The 19,221-nt window shown below is 62.0% G+C and carries 18 protein-coding genes; 9 read left to right on the plus strand and 9 right to left on the minus strand.

All coding sequences use genetic code 11. The features are described 5' to 3' along the window. Nucleotides 1-160: 160 nt before the first annotated feature. Nucleotides 161-1,801, minus strand: coding sequence for a bifunctional protein-serine/threonine kinase/phosphatase (locus BCL93_RS00350; RefSeq protein WP_112053572.1), 1,641 nt, complete (start codon nucleotides 1,799-1,801; stop codon nucleotides 161-163). Between the two features lie 254 nt (nucleotides 1,802-2,055). Here BCL93_RS00350 and ppa point away from each other — a divergent pair, with 254 nt between their 5' ends. Further along, nucleotides 2,056-2,586, plus strand: coding sequence for an inorganic diphosphatase (ppa, locus tag BCL93_RS00355; RefSeq protein WP_112053138.1), 531 nt, complete (start codon nucleotides 2,056-2,058; stop codon nucleotides 2,584-2,586). A gap of 296 nt (nucleotides 2,587-2,882) precedes the next feature. Here ppa and BCL93_RS00360 read toward each other — a convergent pair whose 3' ends face one another. After that, the gene (locus BCL93_RS00360) at nucleotides 2,883-4,253 is read right to left on the minus strand and encodes a DUF2333 family protein (RefSeq protein ID WP_112053139.1); all 1,371 of its coding nucleotides are present in this window, start codon (nucleotides 4,251-4,253) and stop codon (nucleotides 2,883-2,885) included. 264 nt (nucleotides 4,254-4,517) lie between these two features. Here BCL93_RS00360 and dsbD point away from each other — a divergent pair, with 264 nt between their 5' ends. The 7 genes from dsbD (at nucleotide 4,518) to purH (ending at nucleotide 12,641) form a co-directional block, all read left to right on the plus strand. Further along, nucleotides 4,518-6,407, plus strand: a complete 1,890-nt coding sequence (dsbD, locus tag BCL93_RS00365) for a protein-disulfide reductase DsbD (RefSeq protein WP_112053140.1) — start codon at nucleotides 4,518-4,520, stop codon at nucleotides 6,405-6,407. A gap of 195 nt (nucleotides 6,408-6,602) precedes the next feature. Beyond that, nucleotides 6,603-7,049, plus strand: coding sequence for an acetyl-CoA carboxylase biotin carboxyl carrier protein (gene accB / locus BCL93_RS00370; RefSeq protein WP_112053141.1), 447 nt, complete (start codon nucleotides 6,603-6,605; stop codon nucleotides 7,047-7,049). 47 nt (nucleotides 7,050-7,096) lie between these two features. After that, nucleotides 7,097-8,437 (plus strand): acetyl-CoA carboxylase biotin carboxylase subunit, encoded by a 1,341-nt coding sequence (gene accC, locus BCL93_RS00375; RefSeq protein ID WP_112053142.1) that lies wholly within the window; start codon nucleotides 7,097-7,099, stop codon nucleotides 8,435-8,437. A 158-nt stretch (nucleotides 8,438-8,595) separates the two neighbouring features. Continuing rightward, nucleotides 8,596-9,510 (plus strand): 50S ribosomal protein L11 methyltransferase, encoded by a 915-nt coding sequence (gene prmA, locus BCL93_RS00380; protein ID WP_112053143.1) that lies wholly within the window; start codon nucleotides 8,596-8,598, stop codon nucleotides 9,508-9,510. A 97-nt stretch (nucleotides 9,511-9,607) separates the two neighbouring features. Next, nucleotides 9,608-10,642, plus strand: a complete 1,035-nt coding sequence (gene dusB, locus BCL93_RS00385) for a tRNA dihydrouridine synthase DusB (RefSeq protein ID WP_258395861.1) — start codon at nucleotides 9,608-9,610, stop codon at nucleotides 10,640-10,642. Beyond that, nucleotides 10,639-10,980, plus strand: coding sequence for a DNA-binding transcriptional regulator Fis (gene fis / locus BCL93_RS00390; RefSeq protein ID WP_258395862.1), 342 nt, complete (start codon nucleotides 10,639-10,641; stop codon nucleotides 10,978-10,980). Before dusB ends, fis begins: the two co-directional genes overlap by 4 nt. Before the next feature lie 74 nt (nucleotides 10,981-11,054). After that, nucleotides 11,055-12,641 (plus strand): bifunctional phosphoribosylaminoimidazolecarboxamide formyltransferase/IMP cyclohydrolase, encoded by a 1,587-nt coding sequence (gene purH / locus BCL93_RS00395; protein WP_112053144.1) that lies wholly within the window; start codon nucleotides 11,055-11,057, stop codon nucleotides 12,639-12,641. 201 nt (nucleotides 12,642-12,842) lie between these two features. On the opposite strand, the gene BCL93_RS00400 is transcribed toward purH, so the two are convergent. The 4 genes from BCL93_RS00400 to folE form a co-directional block, all read right to left on the minus strand. Then, entirely contained in the window at nucleotides 12,843-14,303 is a 1,461-nt protein-coding gene (locus tag BCL93_RS00400) for an NAD-dependent succinate-semialdehyde dehydrogenase (RefSeq protein ID WP_112053145.1), read from the minus strand. A 60-nt stretch (nucleotides 14,304-14,363) separates the two neighbouring features. Continuing rightward, nucleotides 14,364-14,873, minus strand: coding sequence for a DUF4190 domain-containing protein (locus BCL93_RS00405; protein WP_112053146.1), 510 nt, complete (start codon nucleotides 14,871-14,873; stop codon nucleotides 14,364-14,366). Between the two features lie 66 nt (nucleotides 14,874-14,939). Beyond that, nucleotides 14,940-15,350 carry a dihydroneopterin triphosphate 2'-epimerase gene (gene folX, locus BCL93_RS00410; protein WP_112053147.1) on the minus strand — a complete coding sequence of 137 codons (411 nt, stop codon included), beginning with the start codon at nucleotides 15,348-15,350 and terminating at the stop codon, nucleotides 14,940-14,942. A 25-nt stretch (nucleotides 15,351-15,375) separates the two neighbouring features. Then, entirely contained in the window at nucleotides 15,376-15,933 is a 558-nt protein-coding gene (folE, locus tag BCL93_RS00415) for a GTP cyclohydrolase I FolE (RefSeq protein ID WP_092527316.1), read from the minus strand. Nucleotides 15,934-16,177: 244 nt separating this feature from the next. Between folE and BCL93_RS00420 the strand changes: the two genes are divergently transcribed. After that, nucleotides 16,178-16,753, plus strand: coding sequence for a hypothetical protein (locus BCL93_RS00420; protein WP_146742448.1), 576 nt, complete (start codon nucleotides 16,178-16,180; stop codon nucleotides 16,751-16,753). A 185-nt stretch (nucleotides 16,754-16,938) separates the two neighbouring features. Here the strand turns inward: BCL93_RS00420 and BCL93_RS00425 are convergent, their stop codons facing one another. The 3 genes from BCL93_RS00425 to BCL93_RS17055 form a co-directional block, all read right to left on the minus strand. After that, nucleotides 16,939-17,925 (minus strand): serine/threonine protein kinase, encoded by a 987-nt coding sequence (locus BCL93_RS00425; RefSeq protein ID WP_112053149.1) that lies wholly within the window; start codon nucleotides 17,923-17,925, stop codon nucleotides 16,939-16,941. Nucleotides 17,926-18,335: 410 nt separating this feature from the next. Then, nucleotides 18,336-18,695: a hypothetical protein gene (locus BCL93_RS17050; protein WP_146742449.1), complete on the minus strand. Its 360-nt coding sequence runs from the start codon at nucleotides 18,693-18,695 to the stop codon at nucleotides 18,336-18,338. A 108-nt stretch (nucleotides 18,696-18,803) separates the two neighbouring features. Then, on the minus strand, nucleotides 18,804-19,145 hold the full coding sequence (locus tag BCL93_RS17055; RefSeq protein WP_146742450.1) for a hypothetical protein: 342 nt from the start codon (nucleotides 19,143-19,145) through the stop codon (nucleotides 18,804-18,806). Nucleotides 19,146-19,221 lie beyond the last annotated feature (76 nt).

Consider the following 19,221-nt stretch of genomic DNA (forward strand, 5'->3'; position numbering starts at 1 on the left):
CCTCTGAGCGATGCTGCCGCCGAGCAATAGCCCGGCGGCAGCAGATGATCACAACGAAAACGCCCCGGTTTGCCGGGGCGTTTTCGCGTGTCTGCATAGTCTTATGTCGGCGCTTAACGTCGTTTGTCGGCGCATAAACCAGTAACCGGCGTGGGCGGCCCTAGCGCATCAGCCAGGAGATCACCAGCAGCGCCAGCAACAGCCCCGCCAACCCCTGCCAGAAGCGAGTGGATACGGATGACGTCGCCTTGGCGGCCTCGCCCTTGAGGCGGGGCTCTCGCAGCGCGACCAAAAGCTCCGACAGGCGCCGGAAGCGTAGCGCTCGCTGCGGATCCAGGGCCCGGCGCAGGGCATCATCCAGCGCCTGAGGAACCTCGGGATTCAGCAGGCAGGCACTCTTGTAGCTCAACTGCTCAAGGTCCGTGTGACTTCGCAACTGATGCGGCGGCACATCGTAGGGCAGCCCGCCGGTGATCAGCCAGTAGACCGTCGAGGCCAGGGCATACTGATCGCTGCGTCGCCCCACATCATCATCCAGCGCGTATTCCGGGGCACTGTGTTCGGTGAGGCCGAGCTGACGCGCCAGTTCCCGCGAATGCTTGTGGCCGTCGCCTTCCCGCAGCCGGCATGCGCTGAAATCAGCAAGCACCACCTGCCCGTGGGTATCCACCAGCACGTTGTCGGGGTGAATCTGCTGATGCAGCAAATCACGGCGATGCAGCGCCTGCACCGCCTTGGCCAGCTGGCGAGCAATATCCAACCGCTGAGAAAGGCTCGCTTGAGGGTGGCGCCGCGCCCAATCGGAGAGCCGCTCCCCCTCGACCAGATTCATCAGGTAATAGAGGTGGGTGCGCGGCCGCGAAGGCTCCATGATGCGCGCGACGAAGGGCGACCTGACTCGCTCGACCACCCACTGCTGCAGCAGGAAGTGTTCGAGATAGGCATTGCGGCTGGAAAGCTCGGGACTCGGCGCCTTCATGACCATTTCCCGGCCACTGACCGGATCAAAGACCCGGTAGACCCGTGACTGGGCAGTGCGCGACAGCACGTCACGCACCTCAAGACCGTCGAGGCGCTGCCCAACGCTCAGCTCCGGCGGCACCGGAAGATCGCCATACAGCTTGTCCGGGGTCTCGGTAACGTCTTCCGGGAGTCGGTCGATGCGCACCAGCTGGAAACAGAACTGCTCGCCGCCGTAGCCGCGCTCCTGGGCACGCTCAAGCGCGGTGGCGGCCAGGCGCTCGCAGGCGGCATCCAGGTCACTTGCATCCTGACGGATCAGCTGAACGTAGTCGGAAGGCATCAGGGTGCCGCGCACTGCCGGGGTGGTAAACAGGAAGATATCGCCCTGTTTCAGCGGCATGGTGATGTAATCGATATCCAGATTGCCATCCATGCCCAAGGCTCGGGAGGGATAACGATAGCCGCCCAGGTCCGTCACATGGTCGCGGGAGAGCTGCTCGAACTCGGCCCCGCGCAGGCGAAAGACCAGCGTATCGCCCATATGGAAGAGGTGCGCCTCGCGGCCGCGATAGATCATCGCCGATAGCGAGCAGACATAGCTGCCACCACTGACATGGCCGCTCTGACTGTGACACCAGCCGTTGAGCGCCCTTAGCACCCGCGTCGCCGAGGTCTTGATATCCCAATGCTCGGGGGTGGATATATAGTCGGCAAGAAAGCCACGCACGCTGAGCTCGCCGGCCTGGTGGGCAATCGCGTTGCGCGAGTTGGAGTCGCTGATCAGCGCGCAGGCACCCTTCAGCGCCAACAACCGTGGCTCGGGAATACGCACTGACATCGAACTGCGGTGACGACGACGCTCCGGGGCCACGAAGGCCTGCCCTACGCTCAGCGCTAACTCGGAATCCACCTGTCTGTCTCCTTGATTCGGCGGCCATACCCCCTCCTGATAGAGGTTGGACCTATCATACACATTCAGAGGCCCCCTCGGAGCCCATGACGGCCTTCGTCGCATTGGTAATCGCGCCGCGCAGTTCGTATAATTCGCCAGACTTTACAGGCAACGATTACTGCCCACCCAAGGACGCGACGATGAGCTTCGACAAGATTCCCGCCGGCAAAGATCTCCCCAACGACATCTACGTCGCCATCGAGATTCCTGCCAACCATGCGCCGATCAAGTATGAAATCGACAAGGACCTCGATGCGCTGCTGGTCGACCGTTTCATGGCCACGCCGATGTTCTACCCGGCTAACTACGGCTATATCCCGGACACCCTGGCCGACGACGGCGATGCGCTGGATGCACTGGTGGTAACCCCCTATCCAGTGCAGCCTGGTAGCGTGATCCGCGCGCGCCCAGTCGGCATCCTGAACATGACCGACGAAGCCGGCGAAGATGCCAAGCTGGTCTGCGTGCCGCACCAGAAGCTCACTGCCCTGTATGACGACATCCAGGAAGTCACCGACCTGCCCGAGCTGCTGCGCCAGCAGATCGCTCACTTCTTCGAGAACTACAAGGATCTCGAGAAGGGCAAGTGGGTCAAGGTCGAGTCCTGGGACGGCGCCGACGCCGCTCGCAAGGCGATCGAAAAGGCCGCTGCCGCCTACGAAAAAGCCTGAATACGAAAAAGCCTGAACCGATCCCGCCAGTCGCATAGCGGTGGACGACGGCCCCAGGTAATAAATAGGTATGCCGGTATATAGGTAAGTAGGTAAACAGCAAAGCAGAAACACCTGCCGCAATATCGGGCACAACGCAGAAGGGGCGCTCATTGAGCGCCCCTTTTCATTACCTTCTCGTCATTACCTTCTCGTCATTACCTTCTCGTTACCTCTCGTTTCCGCCACTCGTCTGCATTGCTTCTACACCGCCTCTCTGACATGACATAGCTCACTGCCTGGCGACTTGCAGATTTCTAGCTATCCGCGTTTGTATCCGCCCCATCAACCGCCGGCTCAGCCGAGTCGGCAGACGGCTCACCGGCACTCGCCTCGTCACTGCCAGACGATGGAGCGGCCGGTGATTCATCGGCAGCGGCCGTCTCGGGTGTGGTGCCGGGCGCCTTGGTCTCTGCACCCGGCGACGACGCTTCGTCGGCCGCCGAAGCGCTGGCTTCATCTTGGGCCTGGGTCTGGGCTTCCGCCTGGGCTTCGGCCTGAGCACCTGTCTCGGCTCCGGCCTGAGTGGCCGTCTGACCGGCCATGGACTCTTGCGCTGACGGGTCAGCCGGCTGATTCAGCGAGGCGTCCGGCGCACTGACACCCGCCAGACGACCGGAAAGCGCCTCGGCCAGCTTCGCGGCGCGCTGGGTATAGGCGGCCATCATCAGCGAGTGGTTGGCGAAGATGCCAAACCCCGTGCCGTTTAGTACCACCGGGCTCCACAGCGTCCGCTGAGCCTGCTTGAGCTCAGCCTGCAAGCGTTCCACCAAAGATTCGGCATCGGCGGCGGCCATCACGTCACCGTAGTCGGCGACCATGGCGGCCAGCAGATGCTCAAGCGCCCAGGCCTGGCCGCGCGCCTCGAAGAAAATATCGTCAACCCGGTACCAGGGCGTCCGGCCCGGCAACTGATCGACATCCACCTCGAGTTCGCGCAGGGCCTCTGGGTCGGCGACGCTGGCCGACAGACGGTAGGTCAGCTCATCCAGGCGCCGGGCCACGCGCGACAGCCAATACGCCGGCACATCGCCTTCAGCCGGCAGTGCATCACGCTGCTGATTGAGATCATCCAGCACCACTGCGTAGGCATCGCGAGCCTTGGCTATGCGGTGTTCGGTGGAAGGGTAAAGCCAGTCCTGGCTGTCGCCGTCCAGCCGCTCCTGGGCCTCTTTCAACGCTCCCGGCTGCATGGCGCTCTTTTCCACCAGAGTATGCGCTTCACCGCGGGCCTGCTTGAGCACGCCAAGCTCCCAGGCAGGCATGTTGTCGAGCCATAGTCCCGGCGGCAGCATGTCGTTACGCAGATAGCCACCCTGCTTGTCGAGCAGCGTATCGAGCAGCGTCATCTGGGTCGCGATGATCACCGCCCCGCGCCCTGCCGGGCTGGTATCAAGCGGCGCCGCGCCGGGAGCGTCAGACGCAAGCCGGCCACGCTGCTCGGCACTGGCCTGCTGCACGTCGAAACCGTCCGGCGTCAGGCTCCACCAGGCACCCAGCGCCAGGGTCACGACCAGATAGACAACGACCAGTCCCAGCAGCGGCTTCCACACCCAGCCGTAGTCGGGGCGTTCCAGAATATCCGTGGGCCGGGTGGGGCGGGCCTTGCGTGATCCGAACAATGACATCGTCTAGGTCCTTGGCGATTGGTAAGGAATTCGCGCGCGCTGTCGCCGCATGCTGGGCATGAAGCCGACAAGGCGTATGAGTTATCCTAGCAGGTGAATGCCTGAGAGGTTTCCACGACCGAGGAACTCCTGTCGAGCGTTCCGGTCGCAGACAAACGCTGACTTCCGGCTGTGGTGATAACTGAGTGATATCTGGGTTATACCTGACTCAAACACTTGCCGCCTTACTCTCTACCTATCCAAAAGCTCCGAATACCTGCAAGGATGTTGACGTTGATCTCACGGTTCATGTTTCTCGCCTTTGGTCTGCTGCTGACCTTTTCGCTTCCGGTACAGGCCCAGCTGTTTCCCTCGGGTGGCAGCAATGGCGACTTCCTGCCGGTAGAGGAAGCCTTCAGCCCTCAGGCCTGGATCGACGGCGACCGTCTGATGGTCGGCATCGAGGCCGCCGATGGCTACTATCTCTATCGCCACCGGCTGAGCATCAGCACCGACAGCTCCGAGGTAACGCTTGGCGAGCCCGTCTTGCCTGCCGGCACCTTCAAGAAGGATGAATTCCTCGGCGAGGTCTATGTCTTCCATGATCGCGTCACCTTCCCGGTACCTATCAAAGATCCAGGCGACGCCGACTCGATCGACGTCACCCTGCACTATCAGGGCTGCGCCGAAGCCGGGCTCTGCTATCCCCCGCAGCAGGTTGAGCTGACCGCCTTGCCAGGCTCCGCCCCGGCGGCCTTCGCACCGCCCTCCTCTTCCCCACAGGAGGATACAACCGAGTCCGCCGAGACGGCGCCTGAGGCGTCCTCGCTGACCAGCGAAGACGGCCAGTTCAGCAACCTGCTGCAGGATGCTTCCCCGGCACTGGTGCTAGGCCTCTTTTTCCTCGCCGGGCTGGGGCTGACCTTTACCCCCTGCGTACTGCCGATGATGCCGATCCTTGCCTCGATCATCGTCGGCCAGCGGCCCTCGCGGCTGCGCGCTTTCGCGCTGTCCGGCAGCTACGTGACCGGCATGGCGCTGACCTATGCCGGTGTCGGCGTGCTGATGGGACTGTTCGGTGCAGGGCTCAATCTCCAGGCACGCCTGCAGTCTCCGGCGGTATTGATTCCCTTCGCCGCGCTGTTCGTGGTGTTCGCACTGGCCATGTTCAGTGTCTTCCAGCTGCGGCTGCCCGCGAGGCTCACCCAGCGCCTCGACGCCTGGCAGGACCGCGCTCAGCAGAGCGGCCCGCTGGGACTGGCGCTGGCCGGCGCCCTGTCGGTGCTGGTGGTCTCGCCCTGCGTTTCGGCCCCCCTGGCCGGTGCTCTGGTGTTTATCTCATCCACCGGCAATGCCGCCATGGGCGGGCTGGGTCTGCTCGCCCTGGCGCTGGGCATGGGCGTGCCGCTGCTGATCGTCGGCACCTTCGGGGCCACGCTGCTTCCCCGCAGCGGCGCCTGGATGCAGCACGTCAAGTCCGCCTTCGGCGTGCTCTTGCTGGGCGTTGCGATCTGGCTGGTTGAGCGCCTGCTGCCGGGGCCGCTGACGCTGCTGCTGTGGGGTGCGCTGGCCATTGGCAGCGCCCTGGCGCTGGGCGCCCTGCGCTTCGATCATCCCAAGGGGCTTGCTCGGCTGGGTCAGGCTGGGGGGCTTATGCTGCTGGCCTGGGGGCTCACTCTCGTCGTCGGAGCGGCCGGCGGCGCCGAGGACCCGCTGCGTCCGCTGGCCTGGCAGACCAACACTGCCGCCACCAACGCCAGCCAACCCGCTGCCTCGCCACGCTTCACCACGGTCACGGGGCTCGCGGGGCTCAACGCCGAACTCGACCGTGCCGCTCGCAGCGGCCAACCGGCCTTCGTCGACGTCAGTGCCGACTGGTGCATATCCTGCAAGATCATGGAGCGCGACGTTTTCCCCGACCCGCAGGTGGCGGCACGGCTCGACGACTTTTATCGCATTCGCGTCGATGTGACCGAGAGCAACGCTGAAAGCCGCGCCCTGCTCGAGCGCTTCGAGCTGTTCGGACCACCCAGCCTGCTGTTCTTTAACGCCGGCAAGGAAATCAGAGATGCCCGTATTCAAGGTGAAGTGGAAGCCGCTCCCTTTGCCGATCACCTGAGCGCCCTGCTGGAATGGTTTGCCAAGCGCGATGGGCCCTCCGGGCACTCCGCCTGAGTGGCTCCGACCGTCACTGGACATGACCCGTTTTTTTCGGCACACTCCGCCGACACGCCGTTCAGAGGCGATTATCAGCGGCATCGTGCAACATCATGCCGTGATCTAGACAAAGTTTGAGCAGGTTGACAGCGCCCTGAGCCGGAGCAACCTGCCCACCAGACCCACCCCTTATCACCCGATCGAGACAGACTCATGGATATCCGCAAGGTCAAGAAGCTGATCGAGCTGCTGGAAGAATCCAACATCAGCGAAATCGAGATTCAGGAAGGCGAAGAGTCGGTTCGTATCAGCCGTCACCCCAACGGCGTCGCCTATCAGCCGGCCCCGGCCGCTGCAGCCCCGGCGGCACCCGCTCCGGCAGCGCCTGCGGCACCGGCTGAGCCAGCCGCCCCGGCCGAGCCCACCGGCCATACCGTGAATTCGCCGATGGTCGGCACGTTCTATCGCGCTCCGGCGCCGGGCTCCAAGGCGTTCGTCGAAGTCGGTCAGAGCGTCAAGAAAGGGGAAACGATCTGCATCGTCGAAGCCATGAAGATGATGAACCAGATCGAAGCGGACAAGGACGGCGTCATCGAAGCCATCCTGGCCGAAGACGGCGAACCGGTGGAATACGACCAGCCCATGCTGGTCATCGGCTAAGGCCGTTCTCACCTCCTCTATTCCATTCCAACCTGGGCGGATACAAGATGTTGGACAAGGTACTCATCGCCAATCGTGGCGAGATAGCCCTGCGCATCCTGCGTGCCTGCAAAGAGCTGGGCATCAAGACCGTGGCGGTGCATTCCCAGGCCGACCGTGAACTGATGCATGTGCGCCTGGCGGACGAAGCGGTGTGCATTGGCCCGGCCTCCTCGGCGAAGTCCTACCTGAACATCCCGGCGCTGATCAGTGCCGCGGAAGTCACCGACGCGGATGCCATTCATCCGGGCTATGGTTTCCTCTCCGAGAATGCCAACTTCGCCGAGCAGGTCGAGCGCTCCGGTTTCACCTTCATCGGCCCGCGCGCCGACACCATTCGCCTGATGGGTGACAAGGTCAGCGCCATCGAGGCGATGATGAAGGCCGGCGTACCGACGGTTCCCGGCTCCGACGGCGCGGTACCCGAGGACCCGGAAGAAGCGATGGCGGTGGCTCGCCGCATCGGCTATCCGGTCATCATCAAGGCGGCCTCAGGCGGCGGCGGGCGCGGCATGCGCGTGGTGCACAGCGAAGCTCACCTGCTCTCCTCGATCAGCGTGACTCAGAACGAGGCCAATGCCGCCTTCGGCGACGGCACCGTGTACATGGAGAAGTACCTGGAGCAGCCTCGCCACGTCGAGGTGCAGGTACTCGCCGACGGCCAGGGCAATGCCGTGCACCTCTATGATCGCGACTGCTCGCTGCAGCGCCGCCATCAGAAGGTACTGGAGGAAGCACCGGCACCTGGGCTCGACCCTGAAGCCCGTGCTCAGGTCCTCAAGGCCTGTACCGATGCTTGCATCGAAATCGGCTACCGTGGCGCCGGCACCTTCGAATTCCTGTACGAGAATGGCGAGTTCTTCTTCATCGAGATGAACACTCGCGTGCAGGTCGAACACCCGGTCACCGAAATGGTCACCGGCATCGACATCGTCAAGGAACAGCTGCTCATCGCCTCAGGCCTGCCGCTATCGGTTCGCCAGGAGGACATCGTCCTCAACGGTCATGCCTTCGAGTGCCGCATCAACGCCGAGGATGCGCGCACCTTCATGCCGTCGCCGGGCAAGGTCACCCTCTATCACGCGCCGGGCGGCCTCGGCGTGCGCATGGACTCGCACCTCTACACCGGCTACTCGGTGCCGCCCCACTACGACTCCCTGATTGGCAAGCTGATCACCTGGGGCAAGAATCGCGAGAATGCCCTGACGCGCATGCGCAACGCGCTGGACGAGCTGCTGGTGGAAGGCATCAAGACCAACATCGACCTGCAGAAGGATCTGGTCCGCGACGGCTATTTCCAGCAGGGCGGGGTCAACATCCACTACTTGGAGAAAAAACTCGAGTCCTGAACCTGAACGCGAACCTGGGACGACGTGACGATCAGCTCACCCCGGGGGTCACCGACAGGTATTAACGACAGGTGTGTCGAGCGATTTCCCCTCAGCGGGGCGGCCTATGCCGCCCCGCTGGCGTTTTTCACCGAGATTTTTAACGAGAGACCGACGCCATGCCCTGGTTACAACTCAAGGCTCGCATCGCCCCGGCTCAGGCCGAGATTCTCGAGGAGCTGCTGCTCGCCGAGGGCGCCAGCGCCATTACGCTGCAGGACGCCCACGACGACCCCGTTTTCGAACCCGACCGGGGTACCACGCCACTGTGGGACGAGACGGTCCTGACCGGGCTCTATGACGACCTGGAAGGCATCGACGCCATGCTGGATCAGGTCCGCGCGGCCTGGGCCGCCGAGGTCCCCGACGAGCCGTGCCCCGAGATCGAGTATGAGCTGCTGGCCGATCGCGACTGGGAGCGCGAATGGATGGACGGCTTCGCCCCGCTGAAGATGGGCAGCCGCCTGTGGATCGTGCCGAGCTGGCAGGAGGCGCCAGACGCGGACGCCGTCAACCTGCGACTCGACCCGGGTCTGGCCTTCGGCACCGGCACCCACCCCACCACCGCCCTGTGCCTCGAATGGCTCGATGGCCTGGCGGTTGCCGGCGAGCTGGATGGCCGCGAGGTACTCGACGTGGGCTGCGGCTCGGGCATCCTGGCGATCGCCGCCCTCAAGCTCGGCGCTCTGCGGGCCACCGGCAGCGATATCGACCCTCAGGCCCTCACCGCCAGCCGGGACAACGCCGAGCGCAACGAGGTCGAAGCCGACCGGCTGGCGCTCTACTACCCCGAGCAGCTCAGCGCCGACAGCTACCCGATCGTCGTCGCCAACATCCTGGCAGGCCCGCTAATCGAACTGGCACCCACCATCGCCGGGCACGTCGCCCCCGGTGGTCGCCTGGCCCTCTCGGGCATCCTCGCCCATCAGGCCGACGAGGTACTGGAAGCCTATCTGGCCCAAGGACTTAGCATGGCCGAACCCGAGGAACGCGAGGGCTGGGTTCGCCTTGAAGGGTACCGCATCGGCGGCTGACGCCACGACCGGCTCGGCAAAGGCGCATTTTCACCTTCACCCGACGCCGGTCGATGGGTATGATATGCCCCCCTGTTCGAGCAACCCCGTGACGCCCATGTCCGCTAGCCTTCCCGCCATCGGTCGGCACCGCTTGACCAATCGCGTGATCCTGGCCCCCATGGCCGGCGTCACCGACCGCCCCTTCCGCCAGCTCTGCCGGCAGTTGGGCGCTGGCCTAGTGGTCTCCGAGATGGTTACCGCCGATCCCGCCCTCTGGCATACACGCAAGTCGCGCCTGAGGCTCGATCATAGCGGAGAGCCGGGGCCGCGCAGCGTGCAGATCGCCGGCGGCGATGCCAAGATGCTCGCCAAGGCAGCGCGCCTCAACGCCGACCAGGGCGCCGAGATCATCGATATCAACATGGGCTGTCCGGCGAAGAAGGTCTGCAACAAGGCCGCAGGCTCGGCGCTGCTGCGCGACGAGGCGCTGGTGGCCGAGATTCTCGACGCCGTGGTCGCCGCCGTCGACATCCCGGTGACGCTGAAGATTCGCACCGGCTGGTGTGCCGACAGCAACAACGGCGTGCGGGTCGCCAAGCTCGCCGAAGCCGCCGGTATCCAGGCCCTCGCCGTACACGGTCGCCATCGCCAGCAGCGTTACAGCGGCTATGCCGAGTACGACACCATTGCCGCCATCAAGGATGCCGTGTCGATGCCGATATTCGCCAATGGTGATATCGATTCTCCGGCCAAGGCAGCCGCCGTCCTCGACTATACTGGTGCGGATGCGGTGATGATCGGGCGTGGCGCACAGGGCAATCCCTGGATTTTCCAGGAAACTGACCATTATCTGCGCCACGGCACGATACTGCCCGCCCCCTCTCGGGACGAGCGTCGCCGAGTGATGCAAGGGCACCTCAACGCCCTGCACGACTTCTATGGGGAACACATGGGCGTACGCATCGCGCGCAAGCACCTAGGATGGTATCTGGCCTGGCACTGCCCGGCCGACGAACTCAAGGCCCACCGGGCCCGTTTCAACATCCTGGAGAGCGCCCGGGATCAACTTCATTTCGTGGACGAACTGTTTTGTCACGGCGCCGAAGGCTCGCCACGGACCCTGACAACAGATGGAACCAGTGCAGCATGACCAGTAGGCAAGCGACAACGCCCGACGATCTCATGGCCACCGGCCAGGACGCCTTGAGCCTCACCGCCATCGAACGCGGTGCCGCCCTGGCAAGCGCCCCCCATCATCAGGAACAGCCGCTGCGCGAAGCGGTCGATGCCGCCATGCGCCGCTACTTCGACCACCTCGACGGCGGCGTGGTGACCGACCTCTATGCCATGGTCATGGCCGAAGTCGAGGCGCCGCTGCTGGCCACGGTGATGGAGCACGCCAATGGCAACCAGACCCGCGCCGCCGAGATGCTCGGCCTCAACCGCGGCACCCTGCGCAAGAAGCTCAAGCAGTATGCACTGATCTGATTCCCCTCAAGGGCGCCCTCGCGGCGCCCTTGGCCGTTTCTCCCTCCTTTAACGCAACGAATGGTAGTCCGCCCATGGCCAATCAAGCCCCTTCACCGCTGCCGGTACGCCGCGCCCTGATCAGCGTCTCCGACAAGACAGGCATCGTCGAGTTTGCCAAGGGCCTCGTCGCCCACGACGTCGAACTGCTCTCCACCGGCGGCACCTTCCGCCTGCTCAAGGAAGAGGGCGTCGCCGTCACCGAGGTATCCGAGCATACCGGTTTCCCGGAGATCATGGATGGCCGAGTCAAGACCCTGCATCCCAAGATCCACGGCGGCATTCTCGGTCGCCGCGGCCAGGATGACGCCGTGATGGCCGAGCACGATATCGCGCCGATCGATATGGTGGTGGTCAACCTCTACCCGTTCGCCCAGACCGTGGCCCGCCCGGACTGCACCCTCGAAGACGCCATCGAGAACATCGATATCGGCGGCCCGACCATGGTGCGCGCCTGCGCCAAGAACCACGCCCACACCAGCATCGTGGTCGACGCGGGCGACTATCCGCGAGTGCTCGCCGAAATCGCCGAGCAGAACGGCGCCGTAAGCGACGCCACCCGCTTCGACCTGGCGGTCAAGGCCTTCGAGCACACCGCCCGCTACGACGGCGCCATCGCCAACTACCTTGGCACCAAGGTCGAAGGTGGCGCCGACGGCCTGCCGCGCACCTACAACACCCAGTTCGTCAAGAAGCAGGACATGCGTTACGGCGAGAACCCGCATCAGCAGGCCGCCTTCTACGTCGAGGACGATGCCAGCGAAGCCAGTGTCGCCACCGCCACCTCGCTGCAGGGCAAGGCGCTGTCGTTCAACAACGTCGCCGACACCGACGCCGCCTTCGAATGCGTCAAGGCCTACACCGACACCGCCTGCGTGATCGTCAAGCACGCCAACCCCTGCGGTGTGGCCGTCGGCGAGACGGCGCTCGAAGCCTACGAGAAGGCCTTCGCCACCGACCCGACCAGCGCCTTCGGCGGCATTATCGCCTTCAACGTGCCGCTGAATGCCGAGACCGCCCGCGCGATCATCGACCGCCAGTTCGTCGAAGTGATCATCGCCCCGGGCGTCAGCGACGAAGCAGTCACCATCGTTGCCGAGAAAAAGAACGTCCGCCTGCTCGACGTGGCCGCCCATTGGCCCGGCGAACGCCACCCGGCCCACGACTTCAAGCGTGTCACCGGCGGTTTGCTGGTGCAGGACCGCGACCTGGGCATGGTCGGTCGCGATGAGCTCAAGGTGGTCACCGAGCGCGCTCCCAGCGAGCAGGAACTGCGTGACCTGGCCTTTGCCTGGAAGGTCGCCAAGCACGTCAAGTCCAACGCCATCGTCTATGCCCAGCAGGGCCAGACCATCGGCGTGGGCGCCGGCCAGATGAGTCGCGTCTACTCAGCCAAGATCGCCGGCATCAAGGCGTCCGACGAAGGCCTCTCGGTGCCCGGCTCGGTGATGGCCAGTGATGCCTTCTTCCCCTTCCGGGATGGCATCGACGCCGCTGCCACCGCCGGGATTACCGCGGTGATTCAGCCAGGCGGCTCGATGCGTGATGCCGAAGTGATCGAAGCGGCCAACGAGGCCGGCATCGCCATGGTGTTCACCGGCATGCGTCACTTCCGCCATTAAGCGGACCGAATAACGCTGGACCTCGGCCATGCGTCCAGCCGTTTTCTTGACCTTGCCAATAAAACACCCCGCCGAGCGTACTCGGTGGGGTGTTTTGCTTTCAGCATCTGTCCTACCCACACGGCACAAAAAAACCCCACCGCCCTGAAGGCGATGGGGTTCAGTCCAGGCAAGGCCTAGGCGGCGCTTAACCGTCGAGGCTCACTGCCCCAGGTCGATGCACAGGTACTTGGTCTCGAGGAATTCCTCGATGCCCTGATGGCCGCCCTCGCGGCCAAGACCCGATGCCTTGACCCCACCGAAGGGGGCAGCGGCATTGGAGATCGCACCGGTGTTGATACCGACCATGCCATATTCCAGCGCCTCAGAGACACGCCACACCTGCCCCAGATCGCGGCTGTAAAAGTACGCCGCCAGCCCGAACTCGGTGTCATTGGCCATACCCACGGCATCCTCTTCATCATCGAAGGAGAAGACCGCCGCCAGCGGGCCAAAGGTTTCTTCCTTGGCCACTCGCATGCTGGGGGTAACGCCGTTGACCAGCGTCGGCGTGAAGAAGCTGCCGCCCAACGGATGCGGATGGCCGCCGAGCAGCACATGGGCGCCATTGTCGACGGCGTCCTGGACGTGTTCGCTGACCTTGGTCACCGCCTTCTCGTCGATCAGCGGGCCGATGTTGATGCCTTCATGGGTGCCGTCACCGACATGCAGTTCTGAGTTCATGGCTGCGGCCAGCTTCTCGCAGAAGGCATTGACGACGCTGGACTGCACCAGGAAGCGGTTGGTACATACGCAGGTCTGACCGGCGTTGCGGAATTTGGCGGCCATGGCACCGTCAACGGCGGCGTCCAGATCCGCGCCCTCGAAGACGATGAAGGGCGCGTTGCCACCCAGCTCCAGCGACAGCTTCTGGATGTTCTGTGAGGCCTGCGCCATCAGCTGGCGGCCGACTTCGGTAGAGCCGGTGAAGGTAATCTTGCGCACCACCGGCGACTCCGTCATGGCGGCCGCAATCGCGCTGGCCTGCCCCGGCACCACGTTGAAGATACCGCGCGGCACGCCCGCACGCTCGGCCAGCAGCGCCATGGCGGTAGCCGAGAACGGTGTCTGGCTGGCCGGCTTGACCACGATCGGGCAGCCGGCAGCAAGCGCGGCACCGGCCTTGCGGGTGATCATCGCCGCCGGAAAGTTCCAGGGCGTAATGGCCCCGACCACCCCGATCGGTGACTTGGTGACCACGACTCGCTGGTTGGCGTTGGCCGCAGGAATGGTCTCGCCATAAACGCGCCGCGCCTGCTCGGCGAACCAGCGCAGGAAGCTCGCCGCATAGGCGATTTCACCGGCGGCTTCCTTGAGCGGCTTGCCCTGCTCGAAGGTCATGATCTGCGCCAATTCCTGCTGGTGCTCGTGCATCAGATCGTGCCACTTCATGAGAATGTCGGCACGCTCAAGCGCGGTCAGCGCACGCCAGGCGGGGAAGGCATACTCGGCGGCGGCGATCGCCCGTTCGGTCTCGTCCCGACCCAGGCGCGGCACTTGGCCAATTACCTCACCCGTGGCCGGATTGAGCACCTCGATCTGCTCGCCGCTGTCAGCAGCGACCCAACTGCCGTCTATATAGGCGAAGGGGCGAAACAGCGGGTTGTCTTGCAGATTTTCCATGGGAATTCTCCTTCCTGTGAAGCGGCGGGATGACCCGAACCGCATGCGGATGATGCCAAATCAGTGGGGAGGCTGAATCGATGGCTCCACCGGCATCGATGGATCCACCAAGACTGACAGAACGGCCAGCAGCAATGCCAGGCCAATGGCGCCCCAGCAGAACAGTCGCCCCGAATAGCGCTGAGGCGCGCGATGAATCTGTCTCAGGCCCAGCACGCCCAGCACGGCAGCCACGAGGCCCAACAAGGGGGCCTGACCGTCGAGGAACATGCTAAGAAACGCCACGCTAATGGCCGCGATGGCAAAGCCGGAATGCCGATGAGAAGCGGCATCCCTGGCGTCATCTTGAGGGGGATGGGGCCGGTTGGCTCTGGCCTTAAGCTGGGCTTCCGGCCGGTTGATCAGCTGCTCGGCTCGCTCACCGCGCGGCGTGAAACGCACCGCAATGTGAGGCCCAGGCAAGCCCCGGCCACGCCAGTCAGAAAGCTGGAAGGTAAATCGCTGACCGTCAGTGGCCTCGACGACGCCCTGCTGGGCGTCATCATCGAAGGCGAGGATGTCGCCGTCCAAGGGAATCTCCTGTCAATCGACGCTAGCTTCCATGCTAAGCCGAATTGGCCACTGTCACCAAGTCATTCAGGCATCAGCAGCCACTTCCCGAGAATCGGACAGCGTGATCGACACCGAATCAGAGAAGCGCAGGGCGTGGAGCTTGTCGATTTCGACCTGCGCCGTCAGCACCTGCTCGTAGGACATGATGATATCGAGCACCTCCCGCGTCATGCGTTCGAGCAGCAGGAAGCGGTTCTCTTCCACATGCGTGATGACGTGCTTGGTAATGGTGCGATAGTTCAGCGCCTGGTCAATGTGGTTGAACTGCACCGCACGATCCGCGCGATAGCGAATCACCGCATTGATCACCACATCCTGACGGTTGCGGATCTCTTCTTCCTTGATGCCAATATAGGTCCGCAACCGAAGGTTCTTGATGCGGATGGTAGCAAGGTCATGATCAAGATGCTGGTCGTTCAAGGCGTGCAGCGGCATGGCGAACTCCCTTCGAGTGAGCGGCTCAGCGTCCGTTGATCAGGGTCAGGAATTCCTGGCGAGTCGACTGGTTGGCGCGGAAAGCACCCAACATGACGGAGCTGCTCATGCTGGAATTCTGCTTCTCGACGCCGCGCATCATCATGCAAAGATGCTTGGCCTCGATGACCACCGCTACACCGCGGGCATCGGTGACCTGCTGGACGGCCTCGGCGATCTGGCGCGTCAGATTCTCCTGAATCTGCAGGCGTCGCGCATACATGTCGACGATGCGGGCGAACTTGGAAAGCCCCAGCACCTTGCCACTAGGCAGATAGGCGATATGGCACTTGCCGATAAAGGGCAGCATGTGATGCTCACACATCGAATACAGCTCAATGTCTTTAACCAGCACCATCTCGTCGGTTTCGGATTCGAAAACGGCCCCATTGATCAGCGACTCGAGCGACTGCTCGTAACCGTGGGTCAAAAACTGCATGGCCTTGGCGGCCCGCTTGGGGGTGTCGCGCAGGCCCTCTCGCTCCGGGTCTTCGCCCAGGCCGGTGATGATCTGACGAAAATGATCGGCGAGTTGTTCGGTCATGGTTGGGCCTTTACGCTAAATAATATACAAAAGGTATACAGATTTCTTTTTGCGTACAACATCAAAATGTCATAAAGCCGTTAATTTTATCCTACCCGGCGCCACCATGCAGCGCTGCTCCCGGAGAATACCCGCCAACGGCGTGACATCATGCCGCGTGCGGCCCTCACCCGGTGGCTGATGCCTTCAAACAGCCCTATGGTAAAATGAACTCCATACCCCGAAAGGCCCGTTGGACACTGAGATGCCCCCTATGATGAAACGCCATGTTCTCCTGCTGGCGGCCGGCCTGACACTGCCGAACCTGGCCATGGGCGATACCCTGCGTCTTCCTTCAGAGGCCCGTATCAATGTGCAGGTCATCGATACCTTGAGCCTCGATCAGGCAACCCCAAGCCGTGCCAACGTGTTGCTTAAACCCGCGGTGGTACGCGAATCCGTGGACAGCCCTACAGCTGCCGACGGACAAGAGGCGTCACACGAGCTGCCGTCGCACTGCCTGATCACCGCCGATGCCCGCCTAGTCGAGGGGCGCATACGGTTATCCGCCAACACCCTGACCTGCATCGGCATGATGGGCGATGCTCGCGAGATATACAGCGGCGAGTTCTCGGCGGCGGCCCGCGAAGCCAATGGCGACTTCGGCGTCGATGCCACCTGCACTGCAAGCAACGAGCAAGGCTGCCAGAGTGCCGAGTTGCGCCCGGCTCATGCCTTCCAGCTCGAACTGGGGCAGGCACTGGTCATCGAGGCCCAGGACAACCCCTCACTTCGCCTCAATGAACAACGCCTTCATTCCAATAAAACGTCAGCTCAGTAGACTTCCAGCCCAGTAACCCAGACACCACCGACGAGCGGCATTGCGACCATTGCCGACCTTCCATCAGCGCGCCTCTTTTCTTGCTGCCTGACGTCTCGAGATTCAGCTACTCTCTGCTCGGTACCTGTTGTACTCAATGCTGTGCTCGCCAGTGCAGCGCTCGCTCCATACCTTCGCCCTCCCGCTCAGGCCAGCCAGCGCGGTTTGCCCTCTAGAAGCTGACGCTGCTGCTCGAGCGTGCGCAGGTGCTGATCCCAATAGCCCTCGTCGGCGACCCAGGGGAAGGCCCTGGGGAACGCCGGGTCTGACCAGCGCGTCACCAGCCAGGCGGCGTAGCGAATCAGGCGCAGACTCCTCAACGGCTCAATCCAGGCCAGCTCCCTGCGAGGAAAATCCCGATGTTGCTCATAGCCCTCGAGCAACTCGGACAGTTGCATCTGTGCTTCCTGATCGTGCTGGGCGGTCAGCATCATCCATAGATCCTGAACCGCCGGCGCCATCAGGCAGTCATCAAAATCGACCAGCGCGAAGTGCTCGTCCCGCCCCAGGATATTGCCCAGATGACAGTCTCCATGGGTACGAATCAGCGATTCGGCCGGAAACGCGCGCGCCTTGAGCTGTTCGCCCAGGGTAGCGCTGATACGCTCGTAGGCCTGGCGCTGTTGGCGGCTCAACCAGGGAGATGTCAGCACCTGCTCGCGGCTTTCCTCGACCATGCGAGTCATGTCCAGCCGCTGGCGATGCTCGAAGGGTCGTCGGTCGCCAATCGCATGCAGCTGGCCGACCAGATCACCAAGGACAAAGAGATGGGCCGGATTATCGAGCTCCGGCGCCTGGCCGCTGACCTGCGGGAAAAGCGCAAAGCGAAAGCCCTCGAAGAGGTGCAGGCTGACGCCCTTGGCATCGCGCCAAGGGGCTGCCACCGGGACATCCGCCGCATCCAGCTCGGCCAGGAAGTCATGCTCCTCCTGGATCTGAGCATCGCTCCAGCGCTGGGGACGGTAAAACTTGGCCACCCAGCGACGCCGCTCGTCATCATGAAACAGGAAGACCCGATTCTCGTAGCTGTTGAGCGCGAAGGGTTCTCCTGGCAACCAGAAGCCCAGCGACTCGACGGCATCGACGATGCGCGCGGGGCTTAGCTGTTCGAAGGGGTGGGGGGCGTCGGCCACGGCGTGATCCTGATTGGCAAATAGACAGGCATGCTAGCAGATATCGCCTCTGTAGCCTGACTAAGCACCCTGAATTCAAACATTAAGCACAGCACCCGAGATCAGCGTCTGGGGGTGCGCGCCACCGCCCAGGCCTCGATGCGCTGAGCACCCGCCGCCCGGCAGGCCTTTGCCAACGCATCGAAAGTGGCACCGGTCGTCATCACCATAACAGGCATCAAAATTTAAAAAAGCGATCACGATTATAAGCACATGATTTTAAACGAATAAAACCAATAACAAACATCCAACACCTAAGGCACAACTCGCATTAGAGAAGAACCACTGGGACAACTCTGCACATCGATGTCTGACCGTCTCCCACCAAGAGAGCTCAAGCCATCCGCTAATGCTTATAATTCTACTTTAGGTTAAACACAATTTCCAAAATTGACTCTAAGCATGTCATGACCTAATTTAACCTTTCCTTGAGGACAAGGTGATTCACCAATAGCATGAGGTGCCTTTCTAAAATAGAGCACAGCCATGCTTAGATCATCGTAAAACCAGTCTAGCTGAGAATAACTGTAAAGTTCAGTATAGAGATTGGCAACAGAATAATAATAGCAAGACTCATCATAGGGTGACTCAAAAATAAAATCAGCCTCTTTGCACTTATCACATGTCGACTTTATTGCTCGGTGATCTTTTCTATCAATTAACTCATCTGCCCTAGCAGTAAAGAAGGTCAGGCTATCACTATCCATTAAAACCTGCTCATTAGATTCCATGCCCCCTCCTAGAAACGGTTAACCGATGAACACCTATCCTATCATGCCTGTATCACGGGCTTATCATCTTAATGAATCATATGACCGGGTTCATTGGCTATCCATACTTTAGTTCCCCCAAGCTATCTGATCGGCTACTCCGGAGAACTCATACCTGTCCGAAAAAACCGATATCAAAACTTTATTAATCCCTTCAGACATAAGAGAGACTTCTATATTGGTTTTTCCTTCCTCAGTTATCGGACCTGAAATTTCAGCACAAACTAAAATGTATAGAACTTTACAGGAAGGGTTGTAAAAAATAGCATCAGAGCACACAGCCAAATCGGAAACAGCCTTCGGAAGCTCGGATGCATTATCAAAATAAGCCTCGCTGGATGAGGGAGCTTCCACACGGTTGCTGAATGTAGTAATACTATTATATTTTTCAGAGAATCGCTCAAATAGCATATAGAGGGATTCGTTAAAGAACCTATCCCACCTGCTTTTCAAAGCATCACCATTTATAATGACTTATTACCAGAGT

It is taken from the genome of Onishia taeanensis, assembly GCF_003268885.1.
Taxonomy (GTDB): Bacteria; Pseudomonadota; Gammaproteobacteria; order Pseudomonadales; family Halomonadaceae; genus Onishia; species Onishia taeanensis_A.